Annotated in this window: 30 protein-coding genes and 1 riboswitch; of the genes, 13 read left to right on the plus strand and 17 right to left on the minus strand. The window is 71.6% G+C overall.

Annotated features, from left to right (window positions below; translation table 11 throughout):
* Window position 1 precedes the first annotated feature (1 nt).
* Window positions 2–751: a LytR/AlgR family response regulator transcription factor gene (locus tag ACFWPQ_RS44490; protein ID WP_384048686.1), complete on the minus strand. Its 750-nt coding sequence runs from the start codon at window positions 749–751 to the stop codon at window positions 2–4.
* A gap of 111 nt (window positions 752–862) precedes the next feature.
* On the opposite strand from ACFWPQ_RS44490, the gene ACFWPQ_RS44495 reads away from it, so the two are divergent.
* From ACFWPQ_RS44495 to rocD, 3 genes are all read left to right on the plus strand, one after another.
* Complete coding sequence (locus ACFWPQ_RS44495) at window positions 863–1,348, plus strand: Lrp/AsnC family transcriptional regulator (RefSeq protein ID WP_361298191.1); 486 nt, start codon at window positions 863–865, stop codon at window positions 1,346–1,348.
* A 145-nt stretch (window positions 1,349–1,493) separates the two neighbouring features.
* Window positions 1,494–2,312 carry a dimethylargininase gene (ddaH, locus tag ACFWPQ_RS44500; RefSeq protein ID WP_361298194.1) on the plus strand — a complete coding sequence of 273 codons (819 nt, stop codon included), beginning with the start codon at window positions 1,494–1,496 and terminating at the stop codon, window positions 2,310–2,312.
* Window positions 2,313–2,331: 19 nt separating this feature from the next.
* A complete protein-coding gene (rocD, locus tag ACFWPQ_RS44505) occupies window positions 2,332–3,552 on the plus strand; it encodes an ornithine--oxo-acid transaminase (RefSeq protein WP_384048689.1) in 1,221 nt (406 codons plus the stop codon).
* Window positions 3,553–3,616: 64 nt separating this feature from the next.
* On the opposite strand, the gene ACFWPQ_RS44510 is transcribed toward rocD, so the two are convergent.
* The 5 genes from ACFWPQ_RS44510 to ACFWPQ_RS44530 all read right to left on the minus strand — a co-directional run bounded on the left by ACFWPQ_RS44510 (window position 3,617) and on the right by ACFWPQ_RS44530 (window position 8,730).
* Window positions 3,617–4,237 (minus strand): DUF305 domain-containing protein, encoded by a 621-nt coding sequence (locus ACFWPQ_RS44510; protein WP_384048692.1) that lies wholly within the window; start codon window positions 4,235–4,237, stop codon window positions 3,617–3,619.
* An 80-nt stretch (window positions 4,238–4,317) separates the two neighbouring features.
* Window positions 4,318–4,725 carry a DUF6153 family protein gene (locus ACFWPQ_RS44515; protein ID WP_384048695.1) on the minus strand — a complete coding sequence of 136 codons (408 nt, stop codon included), beginning with the start codon at window positions 4,723–4,725 and terminating at the stop codon, window positions 4,318–4,320.
* A 519-nt stretch (window positions 4,726–5,244) separates the two neighbouring features.
* Window positions 5,245–6,549, minus strand: coding sequence for an O-acetylhomoserine aminocarboxypropyltransferase/cysteine synthase family protein (locus ACFWPQ_RS44520; RefSeq protein ID WP_384048698.1), 1,305 nt, complete (start codon window positions 6,547–6,549; stop codon window positions 5,245–5,247).
* Window positions 6,546–7,574, minus strand: coding sequence for an isopenicillin N synthase family dioxygenase (locus tag ACFWPQ_RS44525; protein WP_384048701.1), 1,029 nt, complete (start codon window positions 7,572–7,574; stop codon window positions 6,546–6,548). Before ACFWPQ_RS44525 ends, ACFWPQ_RS44520 begins: the two co-directional genes overlap by 4 nt.
* Before the next feature lie 340 nt (window positions 7,575–7,914).
* Window positions 7,915–8,730: a DUF427 domain-containing protein gene (locus ACFWPQ_RS44530; RefSeq protein ID WP_384048704.1), complete on the minus strand. Its 816-nt coding sequence runs from the start codon at window positions 8,728–8,730 to the stop codon at window positions 7,915–7,917.
* 247 nt (window positions 8,731–8,977) lie between these two features.
* On the opposite strand from ACFWPQ_RS44530, the gene ACFWPQ_RS44535 reads away from it, so the two are divergent.
* A complete protein-coding gene (locus ACFWPQ_RS44535) occupies window positions 8,978–9,703 on the plus strand; it encodes a lysophospholipid acyltransferase family protein (RefSeq protein WP_384048707.1) in 726 nt (241 codons plus the stop codon).
* 68 nt (window positions 9,704–9,771) lie between these two features.
* On the opposite strand, the gene ACFWPQ_RS44540 is transcribed toward ACFWPQ_RS44535, so the two are convergent.
* The 8 genes from ACFWPQ_RS44540 to ACFWPQ_RS44575 form a co-directional block, all read right to left on the minus strand.
* Window positions 9,772–11,376: an alpha/beta hydrolase gene (locus ACFWPQ_RS44540; RefSeq protein ID WP_384048710.1), complete on the minus strand. Its 1,605-nt coding sequence runs from the start codon at window positions 11,374–11,376 to the stop codon at window positions 9,772–9,774.
* A 130-nt stretch (window positions 11,377–11,506) separates the two neighbouring features.
* Window positions 11,507–12,268, minus strand: coding sequence for an urease accessory protein UreD (locus tag ACFWPQ_RS44545; RefSeq protein ID WP_384048750.1), 762 nt, complete (start codon window positions 12,266–12,268; stop codon window positions 11,507–11,509).
* Window positions 12,265–12,945: an urease accessory protein UreG gene (ureG, locus tag ACFWPQ_RS44550; protein ID WP_384048713.1), complete on the minus strand. Its 681-nt coding sequence runs from the start codon at window positions 12,943–12,945 to the stop codon at window positions 12,265–12,267. Before ureG ends, ACFWPQ_RS44545 begins: the two co-directional genes overlap by 4 nt.
* 200 nt (window positions 12,946–13,145) lie before the next feature.
* Entirely contained in the window at window positions 13,146–13,832 is a 687-nt protein-coding gene (locus ACFWPQ_RS44555; protein WP_384048716.1) for an urease accessory protein UreF, read from the minus strand.
* Between the two features lie 15 nt (window positions 13,833–13,847).
* Complete coding sequence (locus tag ACFWPQ_RS44560; protein ID WP_384048718.1) at window positions 13,848–15,569, minus strand: urease subunit alpha; 1,722 nt, start codon at window positions 15,567–15,569, stop codon at window positions 13,848–13,850.
* Entirely contained in the window at window positions 15,562–15,873 is a 312-nt protein-coding gene (locus ACFWPQ_RS44565) for an urease subunit beta (protein WP_384048721.1), read from the minus strand. The genes ACFWPQ_RS44560 and ACFWPQ_RS44565 overlap by 8 nt, the downstream gene beginning before the upstream one ends.
* 11 nt (window positions 15,874–15,884) lie before the next feature.
* Window positions 15,885–16,187, minus strand: coding sequence for an urease subunit gamma (locus ACFWPQ_RS44570; RefSeq protein ID WP_037782101.1), 303 nt, complete (start codon window positions 16,185–16,187; stop codon window positions 15,885–15,887).
* Between the two features lie 164 nt (window positions 16,188–16,351).
* A complete protein-coding gene (locus ACFWPQ_RS44575) occupies window positions 16,352–16,558 on the minus strand; it encodes a TetR-like C-terminal domain-containing protein (protein WP_384048724.1) in 207 nt (68 codons plus the stop codon).
* Here ACFWPQ_RS44575 and ACFWPQ_RS44580 point away from each other — a divergent pair.
* Window positions 16,536–16,742 carry a hypothetical protein gene (locus ACFWPQ_RS44580; RefSeq protein WP_384048727.1) on the plus strand — a complete coding sequence of 69 codons (207 nt, stop codon included), beginning with the start codon at window positions 16,536–16,538 and terminating at the stop codon, window positions 16,740–16,742. The two genes, ACFWPQ_RS44575 and ACFWPQ_RS44580, sit on opposite strands and share 23 nt — an antisense overlap.
* Before the next feature lie 69 nt (window positions 16,743–16,811).
* Here the strand turns inward: ACFWPQ_RS44580 and ACFWPQ_RS44585 are convergent, their stop codons facing one another.
* On the minus strand, window positions 16,812–17,102 hold the full coding sequence (locus tag ACFWPQ_RS44585) for a type II toxin-antitoxin system Phd/YefM family antitoxin (RefSeq protein WP_361298247.1): 291 nt from the start codon (window positions 17,100–17,102) through the stop codon (window positions 16,812–16,814).
* Between the two features lie 139 nt (window positions 17,103–17,241).
* Here ACFWPQ_RS44585 and ACFWPQ_RS44590 point away from each other — a divergent pair, with 139 nt between their 5' ends.
* From ACFWPQ_RS44590 to ACFWPQ_RS44600, 3 genes are all read left to right on the plus strand, one after another.
* Entirely contained in the window at window positions 17,242–17,877 is a 636-nt protein-coding gene (locus ACFWPQ_RS44590) for an ATP-dependent Clp protease proteolytic subunit (protein WP_384048731.1), read from the plus strand.
* Between the two features lie 7 nt (window positions 17,878–17,884).
* Window positions 17,885–18,193 (plus strand): hypothetical protein, encoded by a 309-nt coding sequence (locus ACFWPQ_RS44595; RefSeq protein WP_217551763.1) that lies wholly within the window; start codon window positions 17,885–17,887, stop codon window positions 18,191–18,193.
* Window positions 18,194–18,554: 361 nt separating this feature from the next.
* Window positions 18,555–18,739, plus strand: a riboswitch (cyclic di-AMP (ydaO/yuaA leader).
* A 3-nt stretch (window positions 18,740–18,742) separates the two neighbouring features.
* On the plus strand, window positions 18,743–19,216 hold the full coding sequence (locus ACFWPQ_RS44600) for a C40 family peptidase (RefSeq protein ID WP_361298254.1): 474 nt from the start codon (window positions 18,743–18,745) through the stop codon (window positions 19,214–19,216).
* A gap of 43 nt (window positions 19,217–19,259) precedes the next feature.
* Here ACFWPQ_RS44600 and ACFWPQ_RS44605 read toward each other — a convergent pair whose 3' ends face one another.
* Window positions 19,260–19,718 carry an ATP-binding protein gene (locus tag ACFWPQ_RS44605; RefSeq protein WP_384048734.1) on the minus strand — a complete coding sequence of 153 codons (459 nt, stop codon included), beginning with the start codon at window positions 19,716–19,718 and terminating at the stop codon, window positions 19,260–19,262.
* 211 nt (window positions 19,719–19,929) lie between these two features.
* On the opposite strand from ACFWPQ_RS44605, the gene ACFWPQ_RS44610 reads away from it, so the two are divergent.
* Together ACFWPQ_RS44610 and ACFWPQ_RS44615 are read left to right on the plus strand one after the other, a co-directional pair.
* The gene (locus tag ACFWPQ_RS44610) at window positions 19,930–20,790 is read left to right on the plus strand and encodes a helix-turn-helix domain-containing protein (protein WP_384048737.1); all 861 of its coding nucleotides are present in this window, start codon (window positions 19,930–19,932) and stop codon (window positions 20,788–20,790) included.
* A gap of 9 nt (window positions 20,791–20,799) precedes the next feature.
* Window positions 20,800–21,027: a DUF397 domain-containing protein gene (locus tag ACFWPQ_RS44615; RefSeq protein WP_384048740.1), complete on the plus strand. Its 228-nt coding sequence runs from the start codon at window positions 20,800–20,802 to the stop codon at window positions 21,025–21,027.
* Window positions 21,028–21,153: 126 nt separating this feature from the next.
* Here ACFWPQ_RS44615 and ACFWPQ_RS44620 read toward each other — a convergent pair whose 3' ends face one another.
* A complete protein-coding gene (locus ACFWPQ_RS44620; RefSeq protein ID WP_384048742.1) occupies window positions 21,154–22,281 on the minus strand; it encodes an 8-amino-7-oxononanoate synthase in 1,128 nt (375 codons plus the stop codon).
* Window positions 22,282–22,428: 147 nt separating this feature from the next.
* On the opposite strand from ACFWPQ_RS44620, the gene bioB reads away from it, so the two are divergent.
* From bioB to bioD, 3 genes are read left to right on the plus strand one after another with little or no spacing between them, the layout of a single operon-like run.
* Window positions 22,429–23,670, plus strand: coding sequence for a biotin synthase BioB (bioB, locus tag ACFWPQ_RS44625; protein WP_384048744.1), 1,242 nt, complete (start codon window positions 22,429–22,431; stop codon window positions 23,668–23,670).
* The gene (locus ACFWPQ_RS44630; RefSeq protein WP_384048747.1) at window positions 23,663–24,952 is read left to right on the plus strand and encodes an adenosylmethionine--8-amino-7-oxononanoate transaminase; all 1,290 of its coding nucleotides are present in this window, start codon (window positions 23,663–23,665) and stop codon (window positions 24,950–24,952) included. The genes bioB and ACFWPQ_RS44630 overlap by 8 nt, the downstream gene beginning before the upstream one ends.
* A 2-nt stretch (window positions 24,953–24,954) precedes the next feature.
* The gene (gene bioD, locus ACFWPQ_RS44635; protein ID WP_384048753.1) at window positions 24,955–25,671 is read left to right on the plus strand and encodes a dethiobiotin synthase; all 717 of its coding nucleotides are present in this window, start codon (window positions 24,955–24,957) and stop codon (window positions 25,669–25,671) included.
* Window positions 25,672–25,758 lie beyond the last annotated feature (87 nt).

Raw genomic sequence — 25,758 nt, forward strand, 5'->3', positions numbered from 1 at the left:
GTCAGGCCCTCCTCATCAGCAGGTCCCGCAGCTCGCGGGCGTGGCGCCGGCTGACCTGGAGCTCCTCGGCGCCGACCAGGACGCTCACCGTGCCCGCGTCCAGGCGGAGTTCGCCGATGTGGTGGAGGGCGACCAGGTGGCGGCGGTGGATGCGGACGAAGCCGCGGGAGCGCCAGCGGTCCTCCAGGGTGGAGAGCGGGATGCGGACGAGGTGGCTGCCGCGGTCGGTGTGCAGGCGGGCGTAGTCGCCCTGGGCCTCGACGTGGGTGATGTCGTCCACCGCCACGAACCGTGTCACGCCGCCGAGTTCGACGGGTATGTGGTCGGGGTCGGGTTCGTGCACGGGTATCCGGGGTGCGGTGCCGCGCAGTTCGGCGGCCCGGCGTACCGCCTCCGCGAGGCGTTCCTTGCGTACCGGCTTCAGCACGTAGTCGACTGCCTTGAGGTCGAAGGCCCTTACCGCGAAGTCCTCGTGCGCGGTGACGAACACGACCAGCGGGGGCCGGGCGAAGCCGGTGAGCAGCCGGGCCAGGTCCAGACCGTCCAGGCCGGGCATCTGGACGTCGAGGAAGACGACGTCGATGGCCTCGGGCCCCTGCGGTCCGGACTCCAGGGCCCGGGTGATGCGGCGCAGCGCCTCGGTGGCGTCCCCGGCGCCCTCGACGCTGCCGATGCGCGGATCGGCCTGCAGCAGATAGAGCAACTCCTCCAGCGAGGGGCGTTCGTCGTCGACGGCGAGGGCGCGCAGCATGAACGGAGTGTAGGCGGCGGAACGCGGCACTGGACACGTGCCGGACGTGGACGTTCGCGGCGGACGAAGTGGCGCTCCCGAACCGTCCTCGCCCGTGGTTACAGTGCGGGCATGAACAGCGGCACCGTCCCCTTCGACGATCTCGACCGGAAGATCACCACCGCGTTGATGGCGAACGCGCGGACCAGTTTCGCCGAGATCGGCGCGGCCGTCGGGCTCTCCGCGACGGCCGTGAAGCGGCGGGTCGACCGGCTGCGCGAGACCGGTGTGATCACCGGGTTCACGGCCACCGTGACACCGGCGGCCCTCGGCTGGCGTACGGAGGCGTACGTCGAGGTGTACTGCGAGGGCGCGGCCCCGCCGCGGCGGCTCGCGGAGGTGGTCCGCAACCATCCGGAGATCACCGCGGCCATGACGGTGACCGGCGGCGCGGACGCCCTGCTGCATGTGCGGGCCCGGGACGTGGACCACTTCGAGGAGGTGCTGGAGCGAATCCGGGTGGAGCCGTTCATCCGGAAGACGATCAGCGTGATGGTGCTGTCGCATCTGCTGCCGGAGAGCCCGGAGGCCGGGGCCACGCACCCCGTGCCGGAGTAAACGCACCGATGCTGCGTTTGTACGACCGGAGACGCAGCGTTCCTGCGCAGACGCGCAACATTCGTTTCTTGTCGTCCGTATCCGACGCTTTCTACCGTGGTGTCAACCCTCAGTCGACACCGCGGGAAAGCGGAGGAACCCCTCTGTGTCCGAAAGCCGTGTGCCGCGCCTCAGGCGCTTCCTCGTCTGCGAACCCAGACACTTCGGCGTGCAGTACGCGATCAATCCCTGGATGAACCCCGACACCAGGGTCGACGTCGACCTGGCCCAGGAGCAGTGGACCGCGCTGATCAGCGCCTACCGCACCCACGGCCACAGCATCGACCGGCTGGATCCGGTCCCGGGCCTGCCCGACATGGTGTTCGCCGCGAACTCGGCGGTCGTCGTCGGCGGCCGCGTCTTCGGCTCGCTCTTCCACGCGCCCGAGCGGCGCCCCGAGTCCACCCACTACGACCTCTGGTTCAAGACCGCGGGCTATGACGTGCACCGTCCGGGCTCGGTGGTCGAGGGCGAGGGCGACCTGGTCTGGACGGGCCGGTACCTGCTGGCCGGCACCGGCTTCCGCACCAGCCGCGAGGCGCACCGGGAGGCCCAGGAGTTCTTCGGCCACCCGGTGATCAGCCTGACCCTGGTGGACCCGTACTTCTACCACCTGGACACCGCGCTCTTCGTCCTGGACGGCGGGCACGACGGAAATATCGTGTACTACCCCGAGGCCTTCTCCCCCGGCAGCCGCGAGGTGCTCCGCCGACTGTTCCCGGAGGCGGTCCTCGCCACCCGCGACGACGCCATGGCATGGGGCCTGAACTCCGTCTCCGACGGCCGCCACGTCTTCATCGCGCCGCAGGCCGAGGCGCTCGCCGCCCGGCTCGCCGACCAGGGCTACGAGCCCGTCCCCGTCGACCTGTCGGAGTTCCACAAGGCAGGCGGCGGCATCAAGTGCTGCACCCAGGAAATCCGCTGAGGACCAGGAGATCCCCCTGATGACCGCACCCGCACGCGCACGCACCTCCGCCGAGCTGATCGAGGCGGAGGGCCCGGTCCTCGCGCACAACTACCACCCGCTGCCCGTCGTCGTCGCCCGCGCCGAGGGCACCTGGGTGGAGGACGTCGAGGGCCGCCGTTACCTCGACATGCTGGCCGGCTACTCGGCCCTCAACTTCGGCCACCGCCACCCGGCGCTGATCGAGGCGGCCCACCGCCAGCTGGACCGCCTCACCCTCACCTCGCGTGCCTTCCACAACGACAGGCTCGCCGAATTCGCCGAACGGCTGGCGGAGTTGACCGGCCTGGACATGGTGCTGCCGATGAACACGGGCGCCGAGGCCGTCGAGTCCGGCATCAAGGTGGCCCGTAAATGGGCGTACGACGTGAAGGGCGTCCCGGCCGACCGGGCCACGATCGTGGTCGCCGCGGACAACTTCCACGGCCGTACGACCACGATCGTCAGCTTCTCCACCGACGAGACGGCCCGGGCGGGCTTCGGCCCGTTCACGCCGGGTTTCCGGATCGTGCCGTACAACGACCTGGCCGCGCTGGAGGCGGCGGTCGACGAGACCACGGCGGCGGTGCTGATCGAGCCGATCCAGGGCGAGGCCGGGGTGCTCATCCCCGACGACGGCTATCTGACCGGCGTCCGCGAGCTGACCCGCCGCAAGGGCTGCCTGTTCATCGCCGACGAGATCCAGTCCGGCCTCGGCCGCACCGGCCGCACCCTGGCCGTCGACCACGAGGACGTCGTCCCCGACATGCTGCTGCTCGGCAAGGCGCTGGGCGGCGGGATCGTACCGGTGTCCGCGGTGGTGGCCCGGCGGGAGGTGCTGCAGGTGCTGCACCCCGGCGAGCACGGCTCCACGTTCGGCGGCAACCCGCTCGCGGCGGCGGTCGGCACGGCGGTGGTCGAGCTGCTGGAGAGCGGCGAGTTCCAGCGCCGGGCCGCCGAGCTGGGCGTGGTCCTGCGGGACGGGCTGACGGAGCTGGTCGGCAGGGGCGTGGTCGGCTTCCGCTCGCGCGGGCTGTGGGCGGGCGTCGACGTGGACCCGGCGATCGGCAGCGGGCGGGAGATCGGCGAGCGCCTGATGCGCGAGGGCGTCCTGGTCAAGGACACCCACGGCTCCACGATCCGGCTGGCCCCGCCGCTGACCGTCACCGCTGAGGAACTGCGGTCGGCGCTGGGCTCGCTGGAGAAGGTGCTCGCGGCCTGAGCCGGGGAGGAGCAGGGCGGGGCGGCCGTGCCCGTGGGCGCGGCCACCCCGCCCCGATCGGTGATCAGCCCTTGCCGAGGAGCTTGTTCATCTCCTTGATCTCGGCGTTCTGGGCGGTGACGATGCCCGCGGCCATGCTCGTGGCCGGACCGTAGGCGCCCTTGGCCTTCTCCGTGCCGGCCATCTCGACGGCGCCCTGGTGGTGTTCGACCATCATGGTCAGGAACATCGTGTCGAAGTCCGTCCCCTTGGCCTGCTTGAGCATGGTCATGTCCTTGTCGGACATCATCCCGGCCATGCCGGCGTGACCGCTGTGGTCCATGCCGGCCATGGGCACGTCCTCGCCCCAGGCCTTGAGCCAGCCGGTCATGGTGTTGATCTCCGGGTCCTGGGCCTTCTCGATCCGGGCGGCGAGGTCCTTCACCTGGGCGGAGGAGGCACGGTCGGCGGCGAGCCCGGCCATCTCCACGGCCTGCTGGTGGTGCGGGATCATGGTCTGCGCGAAGGACACGTCCTGCGCGTTGTGGGCACCGTCGGTGGCGGTGGCGCCGGATGCCGCCGAGTGCGACGCGTGTGCGGCGCCGGCGGTGTCGGTGCTGTCGTCGCCGCTGCCGCACGCGGTGAGGGCGAGGGCGGCGGTCGCGGTGAGCGCGACGAGGACGGCACGGGTACGCGTGGTGGTCATGCTGGATCTCCTGCGACAGGTCCGAGTGGGCACGCGGGAGCACGACCGCTGCGCTGTGCGCGCGGCCGGCTCGGGTGCCTCTAGATCCGCAGGAGCTGGAGTTCGGCCAGGTCGGGGGGTGCCCGTGCGCCTTCCGGGGCCGTGACCGGGCCGGCGGGCAGCGGGCAGGCGGCCGCGAGCACGGGGACCGGGTCCGGGACCAGCGCGGGCAGCCCGGGACCGCCGCTCACCGCACCGGAGGCGCAGGTCACGTCAGCGTGATGCACGTGGTGGTCGCCGCAGTGGCCGTCGTCGTCGGAGCAGCTGTCGTACGCGGTGACCGTGACCGCCGCACGGGAGACGGCCTGCTCATGCCCGCCGTGCATCCCCAGGGCGCCGCCAGGTGCCAGCGCGTGCATGCCGAGCAGCCCGGCCAGCAGCCCCAGTACGAGCAGGGCGCGCCAACGCCGGTACGGCGGTCGCGGGTCGGGCTGCTCGGTGGGGCGCATCGGGGCCATCCTATGCATGCCCTGAGAGCCGGCCGCCACCGGCACACCTCGGGGCGGCCCGGTCCGAGGGTGCCTGCTCCTTGACGCCCTGCGCCCGCCGGGAGACGTGGGCCCAGTCGTCCCAGGTCTTCAGGCGGTCGGCGTAGACGTTCGCGGCGATCTCCAGGACGTCCGTGCCGAAGAAGACGCGCAGCGGCGGGTTCTCCGCGTCGACGATCCGCAGCAGGGCGGTGCCTGCGTCGCTCGGGTCGGCGTAGCCGACGTCGCCCGTCTGCGAGTTCGTGCGGGAGGGACTCGCTCAGCGCCTCGAGGTGGCCGCTGCCCTGAGCACGCAGGATCGGCAGGACGGCCTGGGTCACCCGGAGCCCTTCGGGGGCCTAGGGCTTGAGGACGATCTTGCCGTGGGTGTGGCGGCGTTCGAGTTCGGTGCCGCTCCTGATCCATGTCGCCGAGCCTACCCGGGGCCCTTGGCAGGCACCGTCGGCCGATTCCCCGCCCGCTCTCGATGACCGGCAGGGTTCATCGGGCGGCCGCGCGCAGGCCTGTTTCGAGGTCGGCGATCAGGTCGTCGACGCCTTCGATGCCGACCGACAGCCGCACCAGGCCGGGGGTGACCCCGGCCGCGGCCTGCTGGGCGGGGTCCAGCTGGGCGTGGGTGGTGGAGGCGGGGTGGATGACGAGGCTGCGGACGTCGCCGATGTTCGCGAGGTGGCTGAAGAGCCGGACCCCTTCGACGAAGCGCCGGCCCGCCTCCAGGCCGCCCGCGAGTTCGAAGGTGAGCACCGCTCCGGCGCCGCGCGGCAGATAGCGCTTGGCCTGTGCCTGCCAGGGGCTGGAGGGCAGTGCCGCGTAGTGGACCCGCGTCACCTGGGGCTGGTCCTCCAGCCAGGTGGCGAGCGCCTGTGCGTTGGCGACGTGCCGTTCGATGCGCAGGCTCAGCGTCTCCAGGCCCTGCAGGAGCAGGAAGCTGGTGAAGGGGGAGACGGCCGGACCGAGGTCCCGCACCAGCCGGGTGCGCAGCCGCAGTGCGTAGGCGAGTCCGCGGTCCGCGAAGGAGTCCCAGAAGGACAGGCCGTCGTACGTCGGGTCCGGGCCGGTCAGTCCGGGCCAGCGGCCGGGGTCCGCGCCGAAGTCGAAGCGCCCGCCGTCCACGACGACCCCGCCGATGCCGGTGCCGTGCCCGGAGAGGAACTTGGTGGTGGAGTGCACGACGATGTCGGCGCCGTGTTCGAGGGGGCGCAACAGGTAGGGAGTGAGCACGGTGTTGTCGACGACGAGCGGGACACCGGCCTCGTGGGCGACACGGGCGACCGCCTCGGTGTCGAGGACGTTGCCGCGCGGGTTGCCGAGGGTCTCGCCGAAGAACGCCTTGGTGGTGGGCCGTACGGCCGTGTACCAGGCGGCCAGGTCGTCCGGGTCGTCGACGAAGGTGACGTCGATGCCGAAGTCGGCGAACGTGTGCTCGAGGAGGGTGCGGGTACCGCCGTAAAGGGACGACGAGGCGACGATGTGGTCGCCCGCACGGGCCAGGTTGAGCAGGGCGAGGCTGGTCGCGGCCTGGCCGCTGGCCACGGCGACCGCGGCCGAACCGCCTTCCAGCGCGGCGATCCGCTCCTCCGCCACCGCGGTGGTCGGGTTCGACAGCCTGGTGTAGGCGTGGGTGGCGAGGTCGGCCAGTTCGAAGGCCGCGGCGGCGTGCCCGGTGTCCCGGAAGACATAGCCGGCGGTCGCGTGGATCGGTACCGCCCGTGCGCCGGTGCCCGGGTCGGGGACCGCGCCGGCGTGCACCTGCCGGGTCTCGAAGGCCCAGTCGGCGCTGCTCATCGGCCGCCCTCCTTCCTGGCCAGCACATCGGACCACCAGCGTTCGGCGACCCGTGGATGGGAGCGGAGCCAGCCGACGACGGCGTTCTCGCCGAACGCGGCGAGCAGCGGGTTGCCCGGGTCGTCGGTGACGCCCCGGCTCAACGCGGCCAGTTCGGAGGGGAGTTCCAGTGGCTTGACGACCGCGTCGAGGCGCGGGCCGAGGAAGAACGGGATCGAGTAGCGGTCGACGCCCGGCTGCGGGCTGACGACCCGGTGCTGCGTGGCCTTCAGATAGCCCTGGGTGGCGATCTCCAGCATCTCGCCGATGTTGAACACGAAGGCGTCGGGCACCGGCACCGCGTCGATCCAGCCGCCGTCCTCCCGCTGCACCTGGAGCCCCCCGACGTCGTCCTGCTGGAGGAGGGCGAGGTAGCCGTAGTCCTTGTGCGCGCCCACTCCCTGGTCGGCGTCCAACGCGGCCCGCGGCGGATAGTGCACGATCTTCACATGGACGGCCGCTTCGTCGTCGAACCACTGGTCGAAGTAGCCCTCGTCCTGTCCGAGCGCGGCCGCCAGGGCGCGCAGCACCTCACGGCTGACCCGCAGCGCCTCCGCCTGCCAGCGCAGCACGATGTCCTTCAGCTCCGGGAGGGCGGCAGACCATTGGTTGGGGCCGGCCAGGCGCAGGTAGTCGGGGTCGTCCGGGCCGGTGTCCAGCGCCGGACGCTCCGGGCCGATGTCGATCTGCTCCCGCCAGTCGGCGCTGCCCGCCGTGTACTCCGTACCGGTGCGCGTATAGCCGCGGAACTGGGGCGAGTTGAGGTTCTCGATCTCCAGTCGCTGCTGCTCGGGCAGGGCGAAGAAGGCGCGTGCCGCGGTCAGCGCCTCGTCCCGCAGGGCTGCGGGGACACCGTGTCCGGTGACGTAGAAGAAGCCCACCTCGTGGGCCGCGGACCGGAGTTCGGCGAGAAAGGCGGCCCGGTCCGTGTCCGGGGCGCGGAAGCGGGAGATGTCGATGACGGGCAGGGCTGTGGGCTGGGCCATGGGGGTTCCTTCGCGGCTACGGCAGCCGACCGCCCCTCACGACCCGCCCTGGACAGGGGCTGGTCGGAGACAGGCGGAACGAGCGGACGGGAAGAGGGGAAACGAGGTCGCGAGCCGTGGGACGGCGGTCAGCAACAGACCTGGTCGAACTGGTCGGCGCGGCGGCTCACCCAGAACGGGTCGAGCAGCACCGTGTGTGCCGGTCCAGTGGTCTTCATGGCCGGATGAAAGCACACCCGGGATCGATGCGTCCAGCACGCGTCCCGGCGGGCGGGACAGGACCGCTCCGCCGGGGCGCCGCGTCCGCGCGGGACGCCGGCGCGCCGCGTCCGCGCGGAGTTCAGCCGCGCTGTCGCTCCGAGAGCGCCTTGGTGAAGTGGGTGACGGGACGCTCCACCCGTTCGCCGTCGAGGGTGATGTCCACCGCCTCGTTGTAGAAGGCGAGGAGCCCCTGGACGGCGCCGACCGCGGGCAGCGGGTCCGGGTAGCTCCAGACGAGGTTGGGCGGGACGTCGGCCTCCCCTCGCCACGACCAGTACTCGGCGGTGCCCTTGTAGGGGCAGCCGGTGTGGTGGCCGGTGGCTTCGAGCAGGTCGAGCCGGACGTCCTCGCGCGGGATGTAGTAACGCGTGGGCAGACCGGTCTCGAACAACAGCACGGGACGGTCGGTGTCCGCGACGACCGTGCCGTCGATCTCGACCACCAGGTGGCGGCTGCTCGGGATGGCGTCGACCCGCTTGTGCGGGTCACGGGGGTGGACGAAGATCTCTTCCTCCTCCTCGAACCAGTGGTCCAGACCCCGCCCCGCGCGCCGGAACCACTCGAAGGCGATGTGGCCGGCCAGGTCGGCGGCCGGGAAGGTCCAGGCGGCGTTCTCCAGCAGCTCGCCGTCGACCTCGACGTCGTAGAAGATCCGCGAGCCGGTGTGCGTGCCAGTCGGGGGGTTCTTCGCCGGCCGGAGCAGGTCCTCGCGCACCTCCGCGCGCGGGAACGCGTACAGCGGTACGGGAACGCCCGGCTCCCAGACCAGGACGGGGTGGCGGCTGTCGACGACGGTGACGTCGCCGTGGCGGCCGCGCACCCAGCGCTCGCTGGGCTCCCACAGGAGCCCCTCGGGAGTGGTCCGCACGGCCTGTGCGGTGGGGAACATGCTCATGCGCGACTCTCCTCCGACTGGTTCACGCCAGGGCGTCCGCTCGTAGTGACGCGCCCTCATATCGCTGGGACACTGACCGAAGATCCAGAAGTACTCGACCGTGCATGTCCCCGGTACATTGAAGCCCTTCGAGCACAGCCGCCGCCGAAGTCCCACGCATGGCGCACCTGGGCCGACTGCCGTGAAACCGATACTGACCTGGGATGACACCGGCTCGCAGGGGAGCTGGTGAAGTGAGGGGCGAGGCGTGTTCTACTACCTGCTCAAGTACGTACTGCTCGGGCCGCTGCTGAGAGTGGTGTTCCGGCCTCGGATCGAGGGCCTGGAACATGTGCCGCCGTCGGGACCGGCCATCGTCGCCGGCAACCACCTCTCCTTCTCCGACCACTTCCTGATGCCGGCCGTCCTCAAACGGCGCATCACCTTCCTCGCCAAGGCCGAGTACTTCACGGGGCCCGGGGTCAGGGGCCGGCTGACCGCCTTCTTCTTCCGCAGTGCCGGGCAGATCCCGGTGGACCGCTCCGGCAAGGAGGCGGGCCAGGCCGCGATCCGGGAGGGGCTCGGGGTGCTGAGCAAGGGCGAGCTGCTCGGTATCTACCCGGAGGGCACGCGCTCGCACGACGGCCGCCTGTACAAGGGCAAGGTCGGGGTCGCCGTGATGGCGCTGCGGGCCGGTGTCCCGGTGGTCCCCTGCGCGATGATCGGCACGTTCGAGGCGCAGCCGCCCGGCAAGGTCATCCCGAACATCCACCCCGTCGTGATCCGCTTCGGCAAGCCCCTGGAGTTCTCCCGCTACGCCGGTATGGAGCACGAGAAGGCCGTCCTGCGTGCCATCACCGACGAGATCATGTACGCCATCCTGACCCTGTCCGAGCAGGAGTACGTCGACGAGTACGCGGCCGTCGTCAAGGCCGGGCAGGCGGCTGCGAAGGGGGAGAAGGAGCGCAAGTTCCCGCGGGCACCGCTCAGTTGAGGTCCCACGAGTGAGAGGAGGGGCGGCCGGGGTGTTCCGGCCGCCCCTCGTCGTCGTGCAGGGAGCTGTTACGGCTGCGGGGTGGCGTGCGGGGTGCAGGTGACGTCCGCGCTGTCCAGCTGCCCGGTGAGCAGGTAGGTGTCGACGCGGCTGTTGATGCACGGGTTGACCAGACCGGTCACACCGTGCGAACCGGCGCCCTGCTCGGTGATGAGGCGGGAGCCCTTGAAGCGCTGGTGCAGTTCGACGGCGCCGGGGTACGGGGTGGCGGCGTCACGCGTGGACTGCACGATCAGCACCGGCGGCAGGCCCTTGTGGGTCTTGACGTTCACCGGGGTCTGCTGCTTGACCGGCCAGGTGGCGCACGGCAGGTTCAGCCATGCGTTGGCCCAGGTCATGAAGGGGTACTGCTTGTTCAGCTCGGTGTTGTCGCGGTCCCACTTCTTCCAGCTGGTGGGCCACTTGGCGTCGGTGCACTCGACGGCCGTGTAGACGGCGTTGCCGTTCTCCGAGGTGATGTTGCCGGCGGTGTCGGTCAGGTCCGGGGCGGCCGCGTCGACCAGGGCCTGGGTGTCACCGGCGAAGTACTTGCCGAACACCGTGGCGACCGGGACCCACGAGGAGTCGTAGTACGGCGCGCTCTGGAAGAAGCCGATCAGCTCGGCCGGGCCGACGACCCCGCCGATCGGGTTCGCCTTGGCGGTGGCACGCAGCTGGAGCCACTTGGCCTGGACGGCGTCCCGCGTGGTCCCCAGGTGGAAGGCGGAGTCGTGCGCGGCGACCCAGTCCTCCCAGTCCTTCCAGCGGCCCTCGAAGGCGACGTCCTGGTCCAGGTTGGCCTGGTACCAGATGCTCTTCCTGGACGGGTTGACGACACTGTCGACGATCATCCGCCGGACGTGCCCCGGGAACAGCGTCCCGTACACCGCGCCGAGGTAGGTGCCGTAGGAGACACCGAGGTAGTTGAGCTTCTTCTCGCCGAGCGCGGCCCGGATGACGTCCAGGTCGCGGGCGGTGTTCGCGGTGGTCATCTGCGCGAGCATCGCGCGGCCGGTGCGCTCGGCGCAGCCGTCCGCGTACTGCTTGGCGAGCTTGCGCTGTGCGGTCTTGTCGGCCTCGGTGTCCGGCACCGGGTCGGCCTTGGGGGCCTTCACGAACTCCTGCGGGTCCTCGCAGGAGATGGGCGCCGAGTGGCCGACACCGCGCGGGTCGAAGCCCACGAAGTCGTACGCCTTCGAGGCGTTGACCCACAGGGGGTTCTTGTTGGTGACCCGGAGCGGGAAGCGCATCCCCGAGCCGCCCGGACCGCCGGGGTTGTAGACGAGCGCGCCCTGGCGCTCGGCCGGCGTCCCCGTGTTGCCTATTCGGTCGACGGCGAGCTTGATCTGTTTGCCGTAGGGCTTGGTGTAGTCGAGCGGCACGCTGACCCAGCCGCACTGGACGGGCTTGGTCAGAGCCCAGTCGGCCGGGCAGTCGGCCCAGTCGATGCCGGCCTTCTCGGCCCGTGCGGCCGCGATCGCCGCGCCCTGCTGTGCGCGGTCCTGGCCGTCGTGGCGGGCCTCGGCGCCGGCGGCGGGTGCCGCGAGCGCTCCGGTGATCAGGCTGGCCGTGACGAGCGCTCCGGCCGAGCCGAGCGCCAGTACCCGGCTCCTCGATCTGAAGTTGTCCCTCAAGTGGGCCCCTCCCCGTACATGGTTACGAATGGTCAGGGGGGATCCTTCCGGCTGTGAGGTCCCTGAGGACAGGCCTCAACAGCCGTCTTTACCAATCCGATAACCGGACGCCCACGTCCCGCTGAGCGGATCAACCGCCCAACTGGGCCAACGCCTCGTCCAGTACCCGGCGCAGGCGCAGCGCATCGGCCGCCACCGCGCTCACCAACACGGCGGGCCCGGCGAGCGGAGTGAGCGCGGCGCACTCCCCCAGCATCCGTGCCGCCATCGGCTCCACCGCGAACTCCGGCCTCACGACGACGAGTTGTCCCACCGCGCGATGTCCCGCCAGCACGGCGGCCCCGTCCCAGCCACCGGGCGCCCCGGGCCCGCAGGCGAGCTCCTGATCCAGCACAGCCCGCCCGGCCACCCGCACGGTGAGCCGGCTGCCGAGCCGCCCCGGCTCCTCGCCGACCCTGCCGAGCACCTGCTCCTCCCGCAGCACGAGCCGCCCCCGGGCCCCGACGTCCACCCGCGTGGAGACCCGCAGATCACTCCCACCGGCCGAGATCAACTGCTCGGGCAGCCAGCGCAGTTCACCCCCGTCGGCGACATCGAGCCGGACGTCGTAGCGGGCCTCCTCCTTCCCCTGCCCCGGCAGGGCGATGGTCGCGGCGGCCGACCCGACGCTCAGCCGGGCCCCGCCCTCGACCCGTGCCTCGATCCCGAACCGGTCCCCGCCGAGCGGCCCGCTCATCGCCCCGACGACCATCACCCGCGCCTCGGCCCCGCTCCCCCGGGTGCGCCGCAGCGCGAGCGGTCCCTCGCCCTCCAGCACGGGGAGCGCGGTACCGCCCCGTCCGTCGTCCCGGGCGACGATCCGAGCGGTCGCGTGCACCCCGGTGAGCGTCATGCGGTCCATGCGGCGAGCCGCTCCCGCACCCACGCGGCCACGTCCGCGACCCCGGTCTCACTGCGCAACGACTGGAAGACGACGGGCAGTTCGGCCCGCTGCGCCTTGGCGTCGGCGGCCATCCGCGCCAGGTCCGACCCGACGTACGGAGCGAGGTCCGTCTTGTTGACGACGAGCAGGTCGGCCGTGGTGACCCCGGGCCCGCCCTTCCGCGGGATGTCGTCGCCTCCCGCCACGTCGATCACGAAGATCTGCGCGTCCACGAGCCCCTTGGAGAAGGTGGCGGTGAGATTGTCCCCACCGGACTCGACGAGGACGAGGTCCAGCGGCCCGACCTCGTCCTCCAGGTCCTCCACCGCCTCCAGATTGGCCGAGATGTCGTCCCGGATCGCGGTGTGCGGACAGGCCCCCGTCTCCACGGCGGTGATCCGCTCCGGCGGCAACACGGCCTCCCGGAGCAGGAATTCGGCGTCCTCGCGGGTGTAGATGTCATTGGTGACGACGGCGAGGGAGAGGTTGTCGCGCAGGGCCCGGCACAGGGCGGCGACGGTGGCGGTCTTACCGGACCCGACGGGCCCCCCGAGCCCTATCCGGAGAGCACGACGAGACCCGTCGGGCCGGTGGGCGTCGGCACTGAGGGCGACGGGACCGTGGTGGTGGTCGTGGTCGAGATGCATGTACGGCTCCTTAGTAGTGCTCGGCCTTCCGATCGGCCTGTTCTGCAACTCCAGCCCGTCCGGCGGGACGAAGGCCGGTCCGCACCCCCACCCACCAGCCCGTCCGGCGTTTGAGGACGAGGCCGTTCAGGCCGAAGCGGGGGTCCGGGGGCGGCAGCCCCCGGGACGGGACGGGTAGGGGCGGCGGGGGCGACACTCCCCTACGACGCGAACAACCGCACCGCCCACCCCGCATGCCACTCCGCCCCGATCTCCACCATCGGCGCCGACGCCGCAGGCAACGCGTCGAGCCCGCCCCCCGCCCCTCCGACGACGGCCTCCCGCGCCGCCTCCACCGCCCGGTCGGCCACCAGGTCCACCTCCGACGCCAGCCGGGCCAGCACCCCCGTCGCCTCGAACGGATCCAGACTCAGCAAGCGCACCACCGCCGTGGCCGGCCCGCTCACGCACTCGTACGCCGCGCAGTACGCCGCGTCCGCCGCCGAGAGCCCCGCCGCCCGAGCCACCATCCCCAACACCACGGGCTGATGGGCCCCCTTGGGGAACTCCCGTGCCAGGGCGTCGAGTTCGGCGCCCGGCCAGGCCACCCGCGCGGCCCGCAGCAGCTGCCGCCCGAGCCTGCGCGCCGCGCCCCGGAGCGCGGCCGACGGCGTCCGCGCATCGGCCGCCGCGTCCAGCTCCCGTACGTCCGCACCGAGTACCGCGGCCGCGGCGAACGCGCCCGCCACCAGCCCCGCCGTGTGCAGCCGCCCGCGGCAGTACTCCTCCAGGCTCGCGGCCCCGGTGATCCGCCCGGCCTTGACGGCCGCCTCCGCCCCGCCGGAGTGCGCATGCCCTCCGGCGGGAAAGCGGCCGTCGGCCAGTACCAGCAACGCTGCCCGAGACACCACACCCACCAGCTCTCAGAAGAGGAAGTAGCGCTGGGCCATGGGCAGTTCCGCAGCCGGCGCCGCCTCGACCAGCTCCCCGTCGATGTACACGGCGAAGCTGTCGGGATCGACCCGGACGCTCGGACGCGCGTCGTTCTCCCGCATGTCCGCCTTGGTCACCCCACGGGTCGACTCGATCGCGACGAACCGCTTCCCGAGCTGGAGCCGCTCCGGCAGGCCGTCCTCGATCGCCAACGGGGCGACGAAGTTGAAGGAGTTGGCGGCCGGTGCCCGTCCGATCGCCCCGTACATCGGGCGCGGAAGGATCGGCTGCGGCGTCGGGATGGACGCGTTGGCGTCGCCCATCTGCGCGTAGGCGATCTGTCCGCCCTTGAGGACGAGGTGCGGCTTGACCCCGAAGAACGCGGGCTCCCAGAGCACGAGGTCGGCCAGCTTCCCGGTCTCCACCGAGCCGATCTCCCTGGCCAGCCCCTGCGCGAGGGCCGGGTTGATCGTGTACTTGGCGACGTAGCGCCGTACCCGGTGGTTGTCGGCCCGCCCGTCGCCCGGCAGCGCGCCCCGCCGTCGCTTCATCACGTGCGCGGTCTGCCAGGTCCGCAGGATCACCTCGCCCACCCGCCCCATGGCCTGGGCGTCGGAGGAGATGATGGAGATCGCGCCGAGGTCGTGCAGTATGTCCTCCGCCCCGATGGTCGACGGCCGGATCCGCGACTCGGCGAAGGCCAGGTCCTCGGGCACCGCCGGGTTCAGGTGGTGGCACACCATCAGCATGTCGAGGTGTTCCTCGGCGGTGTTCACCGTGTACGGCCGGGTCGGGTTGGTCGAACTCGGCAGCACGTGCGGTTCGGAGACGACGGTCATGATGTCCGGGGCGTGCCCGCCGCCCGCGCCCTCGGTGTGGTACGCGTGGATCCCCCGACCGCCGATCGCGGCGAGGGTGTCCGCGACGAAGCCCGCTTCGTTCAGCGTGTCCGTGTGGATGGCGACCTGGATGCCGGTCCGGTCGGCGACGGTCAGGGAGGCGTCGATGACGGCCGGGGTCGATCCCCAGTCCTCGTGCAGCTTCAGGCCCAGTGCCCCGCCCCGGATCTGGGACAGCATGGCCTCGTGCGAGACGGTGTTGCCCTTGCCGAGGAAGCCGATGTTCAGGGGGTACTGCTCCATCGCCTCCAGCATCCGGGCGAGGTGCCAGGGGCCGGGGGTGACGGTGGTCGCCTTGGACCCCTCGGCGGGGCCGGTGCCGCCGCCCACCAGCGTCGTGATGCCGGCCGACAGCGCCTCGTCGGCGATCTGCGGGCAGATGAAGTGGACATGCGCGTCGACCCCGCCCGCGGTGAGGATGCGCCCGTTGCCGGCGATGACCTCGGTCTCGGGGCCGATCACCAGGTCGGGGTGGACGCCGTCCATGGTGTCGGGGTTGCCGGCCTTGCCGATGCCGGTGATCCGGCCGTCGCGGATACCGATGTCGGCCTTGACGATGCCCCAGTGGTCGATGATCACGGCACCGGTGACGACCGTGTCGGGGGTGCCGTCTGCGCGCGTAGCACGCGACTGGCCCATGGACTCGCGGATGACCTTGCCGCCGCCGAAGACCGCCTCGTCCCCGGCGAGTCCGGGCCCGCCGGAGCGGTCCTCCTCGATCTCGACGATCAGGTCGGTGTCGGCGAGCCGGATCCGGTCGCCGGTGGTCGGCCCGAACAGGTCGGCGTAGGCGGCGCGGGAGATCTCAGGCATCGAGGGCACCTCCGGTCTCGCCGCGCAGCCCGGGGACCACGCGGGCGCCGGCGAGCGGGACGAGTTCGACGTCGACGGGGATGCCGGGCTCGAAGCGGACGGCGGTGCCGGCGGGGACGTTCAGGCGCTTGCCGCGCGCCGCGTCCCGGTCGAACTCCAGTCCGGGGTTGGCCTCGGCGAAGTGGTAGTGGGAGCCGACCTGGACGGGCCGGTCGGCGGCGTTGAGGACGGTCATCCGGGTGACCTCGCGGCCCGCATTGAATACGACGGGCTCGTCGGCGAAGAGAACCTCTCCGGGAATCATCGGCGGCCCCCTCAGACGATCGGGTCGTGGACGGTGACGAGCTTGGTGCCGTCCGGGAAGGTCGCCTCGACCTGGACGTCGTGGATCATCTCGGGGATGCCTTCCATGACGTCGTCCCTGGTGAGCAGCTTGCGCCCGGAGGCCATGAGTTCGGCGACGGTACGGCCGTCACGAGCCCCTTCGAGGATGTGCGACGTGATGAGGGCGACCGCCTCGGGGTGGTTCAGCCGGAGGCCGCGGGCCCGGCGCTTCTCGGCGACGTCGGCCGCCACGTGGATCAGCAGCCTCTCTTGCTCGTGCGGGGTCAGTTGCACGTCCCACCTCACAGTCCTCGCTCCGGACCGTGCGGGGCCCGGTTGCCGCAGCCACCCCGTCCGGACACAAAACCGCTGGTGGCGTGGATGGGCAGGCTAGTTCGCCGGAGTTTCAACGACGTTAACCGGGCCATGGTCGCGCAGAGCGGCCGCCGGAACGGCGTTCAGCGCACCGCGCGGACCACCAGATCGGCCGGCTGCCGGCCCGCCGCCTCGTCCAGGGGTGCGTGGCCGAGGAGCAGGCGGTACCACAGCACGCCGTGGACGACGTCGATGAGCAGGTCGGGGTCCAGGCCGGCGGCGATCTCGCCGCGCACCCGCGCCCACGCGCCCGTTCGGGTGAACGCGGTGTCGCCGGGGGCCGTCGACACGCCCTGGTGGGGCTTTCTGCCCCGGGAGCAACGGCAGGCGCAGTTCGAGGCGGCCGCGGACGCGGTGCCGGCCGGACGGGTGGGGCGCGCCGAGGATGTCGCGGTCGGCATCCGCTGTCCGGTGGACGCCACCTACGTGACCGGCCCGGTCCTCCCGGTCGACGGGGGCTTCACCGTCGCCTGACGACGCCCCGTGACACCCGAGCGGCCCTCCCCCGGACGCTCCGCGGGAGGGCCGACGTCATGCCGAAGGTCAGGAGCCCGCGGCCCCCCGGTGCTCCGCCGCGATGCCGAAGCGGCCGCGTTCGGAGCGTACGGCGGTGGCGGGCTCGCGGACCGTGGAGACCGCGCTGACCACGTGGTCCACGTGCTCCTCGGCGGGTTCCGGAAGCCCTTCGAGGCGTTCGAGGTCGGCGGCGGAGACGAGGGCGACCAGGGGCTTGCCGTGGCGCGTCACGACGACGCGCTCACCGCCGTACACCACCCGGTTGATCAGTTCGGCGAGCTCAGCCCTGGCTTGGGTCACCGGAATCTCGTAGGCCATGGACCCAGCTTACGGGGCACTCCGGACAACGCCTCGTGTTCGGCGACAGCGGAATCCCTACCCCACTGTATGTACGTCCTGTACATTTTTTACAGAGAGCTCGGCCGCCGAGACGCTCAGCCACGAGGAGGGGTATGCCATGACCCGACCGTCCGCCCGCTATGTCCTGCCCGAGTTCACGGAACGCACGGCCATGGGGCAGCGCACCCTGGATCCGTACTCGAAGCTCCTGGAGGAGCGGATCGTCTTTCTCGGCACGCCCGTCGACGAGACCTCGGCCAACGACGTGATGGCGCAGTTCATGTATCTGGAGTACGCGGCTCCGGATCGGGACATCTCGCTGTACATCAACTCCCCGGGCGGGTCCTTCAGCGCGATGGCCGCGATCTACGACACGGTCCAGTACGTGAGCTGTGACGTCGAGACGATCTGCCTCGGACAGGCCGGGGCGTCGGCGGCGGTGCTGCTCGCGGCCGGCACGCCGGGCAAGCGGTCCGTGCTGCCCGGCGCACGCATCGTGCTGCAGCAGCCGTCGCTGCCGGAACCGGTCCACGGCCAGCCGAGCGATCTGGCGATCCGGGCCGAGGAGTTGGACCGGGAACGGGCACTGCTGGAAGCGATGCTCGTGCGGCACACCGGGCGCACGGCGGAACAGGTGCACCGGGATCTGGAGCGGGACCTGATCCTGGACGCCCAGGAGGCGCTGGCCTACGGGCTGGTGGACCGGGTCGTGCCCAGTCGCCGGGCCTCGCTCGGCCTGCCGGACGCGGGGTGAGCCGCCGATGCTGCCGCCGGAACTCCCGCCGCTGCCCGCACTGACCCGCGCCGAGGGCGAGCTGATCGACCGTTACCTGGACGTGGTGGACCTGCTGGGCCGGATCAATCCGGCGCAGAACGAGGACACCTACCGCGGGCTGCGCGCCGCGCAGGCGCTGGTGCGCGCGGCGTCCGAGCTGCGTGACGCGCTGACCCTGATGCATCGTCGGGGCGAGACGGAGCTTCACGGGGACACGCTGGCACGGGCGTTGCGGGTGCTCGACGGCGAGCGCCGGACCGCTCGCGTCGCACTCCCGCCCGACTGCGTACGGTGACACCCGCGGGACTGCGGTCCTGTGCGTCGACGGCGCGACCGGGCCGGAGTCGAAACGACCCAAAGGGGTTACTGCCGTTCGGCGGAGCGTGGCGTGGTTTTACCTGCCCGCAGGAGCCGCTCGACCCGCCTGCACGGGGGTGCCCGCGAGCGGCTTTCGCGCAGGTCCGGGGCTACGCAGGGCAGTTGACGGAGAATCGAACAAAGGGTTGTCCACCCGAACGGGTGGGTGGTGAGTAACCCCACAAATCCCCGATTCCGTTGGGTTTTTCGGACACGAGTGAGTGAAGATCCCTGTCTGACGACAAGCCCCCGCCACAGCGGCGGGGCGGTCCGGGCGGACGCCGAGTCCTGCCGCCGCCCGGATTGACCCGTCGACAGAAGTGCATCGGCAGGAGTGGAGGACCCAAGCAAGCCGGGTCGCCGGCACGGTCGCACCATGACCGGGCCGAGCAGCCCTTGGGGTGAAGCCGTGGCAACACGGCCGGGCAACTTCGCCAGCCCGAATCCGACAGGTCATCCTTCACAGGCGGCTGACGAAGGGTTGCGCATGAATGCGCTCAATCGTGTTCCGTCGCTGATGGCCCGGGCCGGTACGGCCTCGGCACTGACCATCGCCGCCGTGGGCGGCTCGATCGTGATCCCGGGTGTCGCCTCCGACGCCTCGGCCGCCACGATGGCGACGAAGGCACTTCAGGTCGCTGCCTCGAAGAAGGGCGCGCCCTACAGGTGGGGCGCCACCGGGCCGAACAGGTTCGACTGCTCCGGGCTCACGCTGTACTCGTTCAAGAAGGCGGGCAAGAAGCTGCCTCGTACGGCGGCCCAGCAGTACAACAAGACCCGTCACATCTCGGCCGGCAACCGCAAGGCCGGGGACCTGGTCTTCTTCCACTCGGGTTCCAGCGTGTACCACGTCGGCATCTACGCCGGGAAGGGAAAGATCTGGCACGCCCCGAAGACCGGGGACGTGGTGAGGCTCCAGAAGATCTGGACGCGCAGCGTCTGGTACGGCCGGGTCAGCTGATCCGCGCGGCAGCACCCGGTGGCCGGCCGGCGGGGACTCAGGGCTACGGTTCCTGCTGGCCGGCCGCGGTGACGGTGCCGGCCGGGACCGTCCAGGGAAGTTCGATGGAGACGGTCTTGCCGCCCTCCCGGGTGGGGCGCACCCGGAGCTTGCCGCCGCATTCGGCGGTCAGCCAGCGGATGATGACCATGCCGCGCCCGTTGTCCTGCTGGACCGCGGCGGGAAGTCTCTTGGGGAAGCGCGGATGACTGTCCGTGACGCCGATGCGCAGCTGTTCGTCGCGGTCGAGCACGAGGTCCACCGTGAAGGTGGGTGACTGCCCGAACGTATGCTGCACGGCGTTGGTGGCGAGTTCGGAGACGATGAGGCGAACGGTGTCCGCGGTCTCCGTCTCCGGTGGCAGTCCCCACTCCGCGAGAGTGTCCAGCACGTAGGAGCGGGCGGTGGAGACCGAGGCGGGATCGCTCGGCAGAGTGACGGATGCTTCCAGGTGGTCTGCCATGGCGACGTCGTCCCTTTCCTCGGGACCGGAGTCCGACACAGCGCGGATGGTTCGAGTACGGTCCCGGACTGGTGCTTCTTCGCCAGACTGCCATTACCGGGCCGGTCAGGGGAGCGATCCACCAAGATATGCATATATCTGTCGCTCGAAGCGGTGAACTCTGCTACCTCAGACCGTATTTGGGCGGCTCGGAAGGAGTAAGGAGTAGCCCATGCAGAACGGTCCCGCGGTACGCCGCCGGAAACTGGGCGCCGAACTGCGCACACTGCGCACCGGCGCCGGCCTCACGAGCGGTGAGGCCGCCCGTCTGGTGGGCTGGCATCAGTCGAAAGTGAGCCGGATCGAGACCGGCGCCAGCGGTGTGAAACCGGCCGATGTGCGGTTACTCCTGGACGCCTACGGCGTGGTCGAGGGGCAACTGCGCGAGTTGCTCCTGGTGTTGGCGGGGTCGGAGGACACGGCGGGACGGCACCACTGGTGGCACGCCTACCGTGGGGTACTGCCGCCCGCCTACCGGGATTTCATCAGCCTGGAGTCGCAGGCCAGCGCCATGCGCACGCTGGAGACCTCGGTCGTGCCCGGGCTGCTGCAGACCCCGGAGTACGCGCGTGCGGTGACCCGGGCAGCCGTGGACGGGCGTGACGACGAGGCCCTGGACGCCCTGGTGGAAGTGCGTCTGGCCAGGCAGGACGTGCTGCACAGCGATCCGCCGCTGGAGCTGAGCGCGGTCTTGGACGAGGCGGTGCTGCGCCGCGAGGTGGGCGGTCCCGGCGTGATGGCGCGGCAGCTGGTCCGGCTGATGGAGGCGGCCCGGCTGCCCCATGTACGGCTCCAGGTGCTGCCGTTCGCGGCCGGGGCGCATGTCGGCATCACGGGACCTTTCGTAATCTTCTCATTTCCGAGCACTTCTGATCTGGACGTGGTTGTTATCGACCAGTTGACGAGTAGCCTCTACCTGGAGCGGAAAGAAGACCTCCAGGCCTACACGGAAGCCTTCAACACGCTTCGGATCCACGCCCTTTCGCCCGAGGACTCGTTGGATTACATCGCCGTGATAGCTGACGGCACGTAAGGAGGCACCATGACTGCACTGCCTCGGAACGTACCTTCAAGTGCTGATCTGCACGGATTGCGGTGGCTGCGCAGCAGCTACAGCACCGGAGCGAACAACTGCGTGGAGACGGCACGGCCGCGCTCCGGCCCGTCGGCCGGACTGCTCGCCGTGCGCGACTCCAAGGCTCCGGCCGGACCCGCGCTGCTCTTCTCCCCCGAGAGCTGGGCGGGTTTCGTCACCGCGCTTGTCAACTGATCAGCCCAAGATGAGTCTGATCAGATTCGAACGAAAGCGATCAGAACGAAACTGATCAGACGCCCACCCGTTCCACGAACTACTCCGTATCCGCTTGCGAGCCAGGCCCGGCCGTGTCACGCCGACTCATGGTCGTGTCTCGCCGATCACTCGTACAGCGCGTTCGATCTCGGCCCCGGAGAGGTCCGCACGGGCGGTCAGCCTCAGCCGTGAGATGCCGTCCGGCACCGACGGCGGACGGAAACAGCCCACGGCCAGGCCTGCCGTACGGCAGTCGGCCGCCCACTGCACGGCCTGCTCCGGGGACGGGGCCCGCACGGAGACCACCGCGGCGTCCGGACGCACCGCTTCCAGACCCGCGGCGGTCAGCCGTGCGTGCAGTTCCGCGGCCACCTCGCGGGCCCGGGCCGCCCGTCCGGGCTCACGGCGCAGCAGCCGCAGGGCCGCCAGCGCCGCGCCCGCCGCGGCCGGGGCCAGGCCGGTGTCGAAGATGAAGGTCCGGGCCGCGTTGACCAGATGGTCGATCACCCGGGCCGGGCCCAGCACCACGCCGCCCTGGCTGCCCAGCGACTTCGACAGGGTCGCCGTGACCACCACGTCCTCGGCGCCGGCCAGCCCGGCCGCGTACGGCGCGCCCCGCCCGCCGTCCCCGAGGACCCCGAGTCCGTGGGCGTCGTCGACCAGCAGTCCGGCGCCGCGCTCCCGGCACGCCTCGGCCAGCGCGGCCAGTGGTGCCGCGTCCCCGTCGACCGAGAACACCGTGTCGGAGACGGCCACCGCGGGCCCCTCGTGCGTCCCGAGCGCCTTGCGCACGGCGTCCGGGTCGGCGTGCCCGACGACCTGGGTGGCGCCCCGGGCCAGCCTGCAGCCGTCGATCAGGGAGGCGTGGTTGAGCGCGTCGGAGACGATCAGGGAGCCGTGCGGGCCGAGCGTGGTGACGGCGGCCAGGTTCGCGGCGTAGCCGGAGGAGAAGACCAGGGCGGCCTCGAACCCGCAGAATCCGGCCAGTTCCCGCTCCAGCTCGGTGTGGAGTTCCGTCGTACCGGTCACCAGCCGGGAGCCGGTGGAGCCGCCGCCCCAGGTCCGGGCCGCCCCGGCGGCGCCCTCGGCGACCTCCGGGTGGTGGGCGAGGCCCAGGTAGTCGTTGCTCGCCAGGTCCAGCAACGGCGAGTCGGCGGGGCGGGGGCGCAGGGTCCGTACCAGTCCGGCGCGGCGGCGCTGCTCCGCCTGATCGTCGATCCAGCCGAACGCCATGGCCCCTCCGGTGATTTTGTAGGCAGTGAACAGACCCTAGCGGGACCACCCGCCCCCCACTGTGTGGCAATACCCACACGTCGAACTGACAGGGTTGTGCAAACTCTCCTTGGCCCGGAGCAGCCTCGTAGTACAGGATCGGCTCTCATGGACCTGCTGAACACGCTGGTGGACAAGGGGCTTCGGCGCGAGCTGCCGACCCGCGAGGAAGCGCTCGCCGTACTGGCGACCTCCGACGACGACGTGCTCGACGTGGTGGCCGCGGCCGGCAAGGTGCGCCGGCACTGGTTCGGGCGGCGCGTGAAACTCAACTACCTGGTCAACCTCAAGTCGGGCCTGTGTCCGGAGGACTGCTCCTACTGCTCGCAGCGGCTGGGCTCCTCCACCGGGATCCTGAAGTACAGCTGGCTGAAACCCGACGAGGCCTCGAAGGCGGCCGCCGCGGGCCTGGCCGGGGGCGCCAAGCGGGTCTGTCTGGTGGCCAGCGGGCGCGGCCCGACCGACCGGGACGTGGACCGGGTCGCCGGCACCATCAAGGCCATCAAGGAGCGACACGAGGGCGTCGAGGTGTGCGCCTGCCTCGGCCTGCTCTCCGACGGCCAGGCGGAGCGGCTGCGCGAGGCGGGCGCGGACGCCTACAACCACAACCTCAACACGTCCGAGGGGACGTACGGGGACATCACGACCACGCACACGTACGCCGACCGGGTGGACACGGTCAACAAGGCGCACGCGGCGGGGCTGTCGGCCTGCTCCGGTCTGATCGCCGGCATGGGCGAGAGCGACGCGGACCTGGTCGACGTGGTCTTCTCGCTGCGCGAGCTGGATCCTGACTCCGTTCCGGTGAACTTCCTGATCCCGGTCGAGGGCACCCCGCTGGCCAAGGAGTGGAACCTCACGCCGCAGCGCTGCCTGCGCATCCTGGCGATGGTCCGGTTCGTCTGCCCGGACGTCGAGGTCCGGATCGCGGGCGGCCGAGAGGTCCACCTGCGCACCATGCAGCCGCTCGCGCTGCACCTGGCCAACTCGATCTTCCTCGGCGACTACCTGACCACCGAGGGCCAGGCCGGCCAGGCCGACCTGGAGATGATCACGGACGCCGGGTTCGTGGTGGAGGGCGCGGACGAGGTGACGCTCCCGCAGCACCGGGCCGAGGCGCAGGGTGCCGGCTGCGGGTCGCACGGGGCCGAGGGCGCCGGGTGCGGGTCGCACGCGACGGAGGGCGCGGGCTGCGGATCGCACGCGGGCGAGAGCGCCGGCTGCGGGTCGGTCTGCGGTTCCCACGAAGATGTGGCCGAGGCTGTGACCGTCCCCGCCAACGAGCCGCGCACCGACCTGGTCGCCGTCCGCCGCCGGGGTGCCGGAACGGATCTCGCGCCCAATGCCTGACGTGCCTGGCCTGAGCGTCCCCGAGCTGCTGGACCTCGACCGTCGGCACGTCTGGCATCCGTACGGTCCGATGCCCGGCCGGGCCGAACCGCTCGTCGTGGAGTCGGCGAGCGGGGTCCGGCTGCGGCTCGCGGACGGCTCGGGCGATCTTGTCGACGGCATGTCGTCCTGGTGGTCGGCGATCCACGGCTACAACCACCCGGTGCTCAACGAGGCCGCGCACGACCAGCTCGGCCGGATGAGCCATGTGATGTTCGGCGGGCTCACCCACGAGCCCGCCGTCCGGCTGGCCAAGCTCCTCGTCGACATCACCCCCGCCGGCCTGGAGCACGTCTTCCTCGCCGACTCCGGGTCCGTGTCGGTCGAGGTCGCGGTGAAGATGTGCCTGCAGTACTGGCGCTCCCTCGGCCGCCCCGCCAAGCAGCGCCTGCTGACCTGGCGCGGCGGCTATCACGGGGACACCTGGCAGCCGATGTCCGTCTGCGACCCCGAGGGCGGGATGCACGAGCTCTGGTCCGGGGTGCTGCCCCGCCAGGTGTTCGCCGACGCGCCGCCGGCGGAGTACGACGAGTCGTACGCCGCGCACCTGCGCTCGACGGTCGAGCGGCACGCGCACGAGCTGGCCGCGGTGATCGTGGAGCCGGTGGTGCAGGGCGCCGGCGGGATGCGCTTCCACTCCCCCGCCTACCTGCGGGTGCTGCGCGAGGCGTGCGACGCGCACGACGTGCTGCTGGTGTTCGACGAGATCGCGACCGGCTTCGGGCGCACCGGCGCGCTGTTCGCGGCGGACCACGCGGCCGTCACCCCGGACGTGATGTGCGTGGGCAAGGCGCTGACCGGCGGCTACCTGACGATGGCGGCGACCCTGTGCACGCCCGGGGTCGCCGAGGGGATCTCGCGGGGCGAGGTGCCGGTGCTGGCCCACGGGCCGACGTTCATGGCCAACCCGCTCGCGGCCTCGGTCGCCTGCGCCTCGCTCGGGCTGCTCCTCGGCCAGGACTGGCTCGCGGAGGTCAAGCGGATCGAGGCGGGGCTGCGGGAGGGTCTGGCACCCGCCCGGGAGATCCCCGGCGTCCGGGACGTCCGGGTCCTCGGTGCCATCGGGGTGGTCCAGCTCGACCACGAGGTCGACATGTCGGCCGCGACGGCCGCCGCGGTCCGCGAGGGCGTGTGGCTGCGGCCGTTCCGCGACCTGGTGTACACGATGCCGCCGTACGTCACGGGTGACGCGGACGTGGCACGGATCGCGCGCGCGGTGTGCGCCGCCGCGCGGGAGGGATGACCATGCCGATCCTGGTGATCACGGGGACGGGCACGGAGGTCGGCAAGACGGTCACCACGGCCGCGATCGCCGCCGCCGCGGCCGCCGCGGGCCGCTCGGTGGCGGTCCTGAAGGCCGCGCAGACGGGCGTGGGACCGGACGAGCGCGGGGACGCCGACGAGGTCGCGCGGCTCGCGGGAGCCGTGACGGCGGCCGAAGTGGCCCGCTTCCCGGAGCCGTTGGCGCCGGGCACGGCGGCCCGGAGGGCGGGAATGGCCCCCGTGCATCCGCAGGACGTGGCGGAGGCGGCGGCCAAGCTGGCCACCGAGCACGAACTGGTGCTGGTGGAGGGCGCGGGCGGCCTGCTCGTCCGGTTCGACGCGGCGGGCGGCACGCTGGCGGACGCGGCCCGGCTGCTGAACGCGCCGGTGCTGGTGGTGGCGTCGGCCGGGCTCGGCACGCTGAACACGACCGAGCTGACGGCCCGTGAACTGCGGGCCCGGGAGCTGGAGTTGCTGGGTGTGGTGATCGGCAGCTGGCCCGACTCCCCCGATCTGGCGTCGCGGTGCAATGTCGCCGACCTGCCGGAGGTGGCGGGGGCGCCGCTGCTGGGTGCGGTGCCGGCCGGGGCCGGGGCATTGGCGCCGGCGGACTTCCGTGCGGTGGCGCCCAGTTGGCTGTCCGCGCGGCTGGACGGGAGCTGGGACGCGGAGGCGTTCCGGGGGCAGGTAGCGCCTTAGCCGCGCCGGTCGGGTGCGGCGCCATCGTGGCTGGTCGCGCAGTTCCCCGCGCCCCTGAAGGGGCGCTCCACTGGCGCCCCCGAAGGG

It is taken from the genome of Streptomyces sp. NPDC058464, assembly GCF_042721035.1.
Classification (GTDB): domain Bacteria; phylum Actinomycetota; class Actinomycetes; order Streptomycetales; family Streptomycetaceae; genus Streptomyces.

Excerpts from the sequence above, each read along its gene's own strand:
- ACFWPQ_RS44490 (WP_384048686.1), bottom strand. The coding sequence starts at position 751 with ATGCTGCGCGCCCTCGCCGTCGACGACGAACGCCCCTCGCTGGAGGAG.
- ACFWPQ_RS44495 (WP_361298191.1), top strand. The coding sequence starts at position 863 with ATGAACAGCGGCACCGTCCCCTTCGACGATCTCGACCGGAAGATCACC.
- rocD (WP_384048689.1), top strand. The coding sequence starts at position 2,332 with ATGACCGCACCCGCACGCGCACGCACCTCCGCCGAGCTGATCGAGGCG.
- ACFWPQ_RS44510 (WP_384048692.1), bottom strand. The coding sequence starts at position 4,237 with ATGACCACCACGCGTACCCGTGCCGTCCTCGTCGCGCTCACCGCGACC.
- ACFWPQ_RS44515 (WP_384048695.1), bottom strand. The coding sequence starts at position 4,725 with ATGCGCCCCACCGAGCAGCCCGACCCGCGACCGCCGTACCGGCGTTGG.
- ACFWPQ_RS44520 (WP_384048698.1), bottom strand. The coding sequence starts at position 6,549 with ATGAGCAGCGCCGACTGGGCCTTCGAGACCCGGCAGGTGCACGCCGGC.
- ACFWPQ_RS44525 (WP_384048701.1), bottom strand. The coding sequence starts at position 7,574 with ATGGCCCAGCCCACAGCCCTGCCCGTCATCGACATCTCCCGCTTCCGC.
- ACFWPQ_RS44530 (WP_384048704.1), bottom strand. The coding sequence starts at position 8,730 with ATGAGCATGTTCCCCACCGCACAGGCCGTGCGGACCACTCCCGAGGGG.
- ACFWPQ_RS44545 (WP_384048750.1), bottom strand. The coding sequence starts at position 12,268 with ATGACGCTCACCGGGGTGCACGCGACCGCTCGGATCGTCGCCCGGGAC.
- ureG (WP_384048713.1), bottom strand. The coding sequence starts at position 12,945 with ATGCATCTCGACCACGACCACCACCACGGTCCCGTCGCCCTCAGTGCC.
- ACFWPQ_RS44560 (WP_384048718.1), bottom strand. The coding sequence starts at position 15,569 with ATGCCTGAGATCTCCCGCGCCGCCTACGCCGACCTGTTCGGGCCGACC.
- ACFWPQ_RS44565 (WP_384048721.1), bottom strand. The coding sequence starts at position 15,873 with ATGATTCCCGGAGAGGTTCTCTTCGCCGACGAGCCCGTCGTATTCAAT.
- ACFWPQ_RS44585 (WP_361298247.1), bottom strand. The coding sequence starts at position 17,102 with ATGGCCTACGAGATTCCGGTGACCCAAGCCAGGGCTGAGCTCGCCGAA.
- ACFWPQ_RS44590 (WP_384048731.1), top strand. The coding sequence starts at position 17,242 with ATGACCCGACCGTCCGCCCGCTATGTCCTGCCCGAGTTCACGGAACGC.
- ACFWPQ_RS44595 (WP_217551763.1), top strand. The coding sequence starts at position 17,885 with ATGCTGCCGCCGGAACTCCCGCCGCTGCCCGCACTGACCCGCGCCGAG.
- ACFWPQ_RS44600 (WP_361298254.1), top strand. The coding sequence starts at position 18,743 with ATGAATGCGCTCAATCGTGTTCCGTCGCTGATGGCCCGGGCCGGTACG.
- ACFWPQ_RS44605 (WP_384048734.1), bottom strand. The coding sequence starts at position 19,718 with ATGGCAGACCACCTGGAAGCATCCGTCACTCTGCCGAGCGATCCCGCC.
- ACFWPQ_RS44610 (WP_384048737.1), top strand. The coding sequence starts at position 19,930 with ATGCAGAACGGTCCCGCGGTACGCCGCCGGAAACTGGGCGCCGAACTG.
- ACFWPQ_RS44615 (WP_384048740.1), top strand. The coding sequence starts at position 20,800 with ATGACTGCACTGCCTCGGAACGTACCTTCAAGTGCTGATCTGCACGGA.
- ACFWPQ_RS44620 (WP_384048742.1), bottom strand. The coding sequence starts at position 22,281 with ATGGCGTTCGGCTGGATCGACGATCAGGCGGAGCAGCGCCGCCGCGCC.
- bioB (WP_384048744.1), top strand. The coding sequence starts at position 22,429 with ATGGACCTGCTGAACACGCTGGTGGACAAGGGGCTTCGGCGCGAGCTG.
- ACFWPQ_RS44630 (WP_384048747.1), top strand. The coding sequence starts at position 23,663 with ATGCCTGACGTGCCTGGCCTGAGCGTCCCCGAGCTGCTGGACCTCGAC.
- bioD (WP_384048753.1), top strand. The coding sequence starts at position 24,955 with ATGCCGATCCTGGTGATCACGGGGACGGGCACGGAGGTCGGCAAGACG.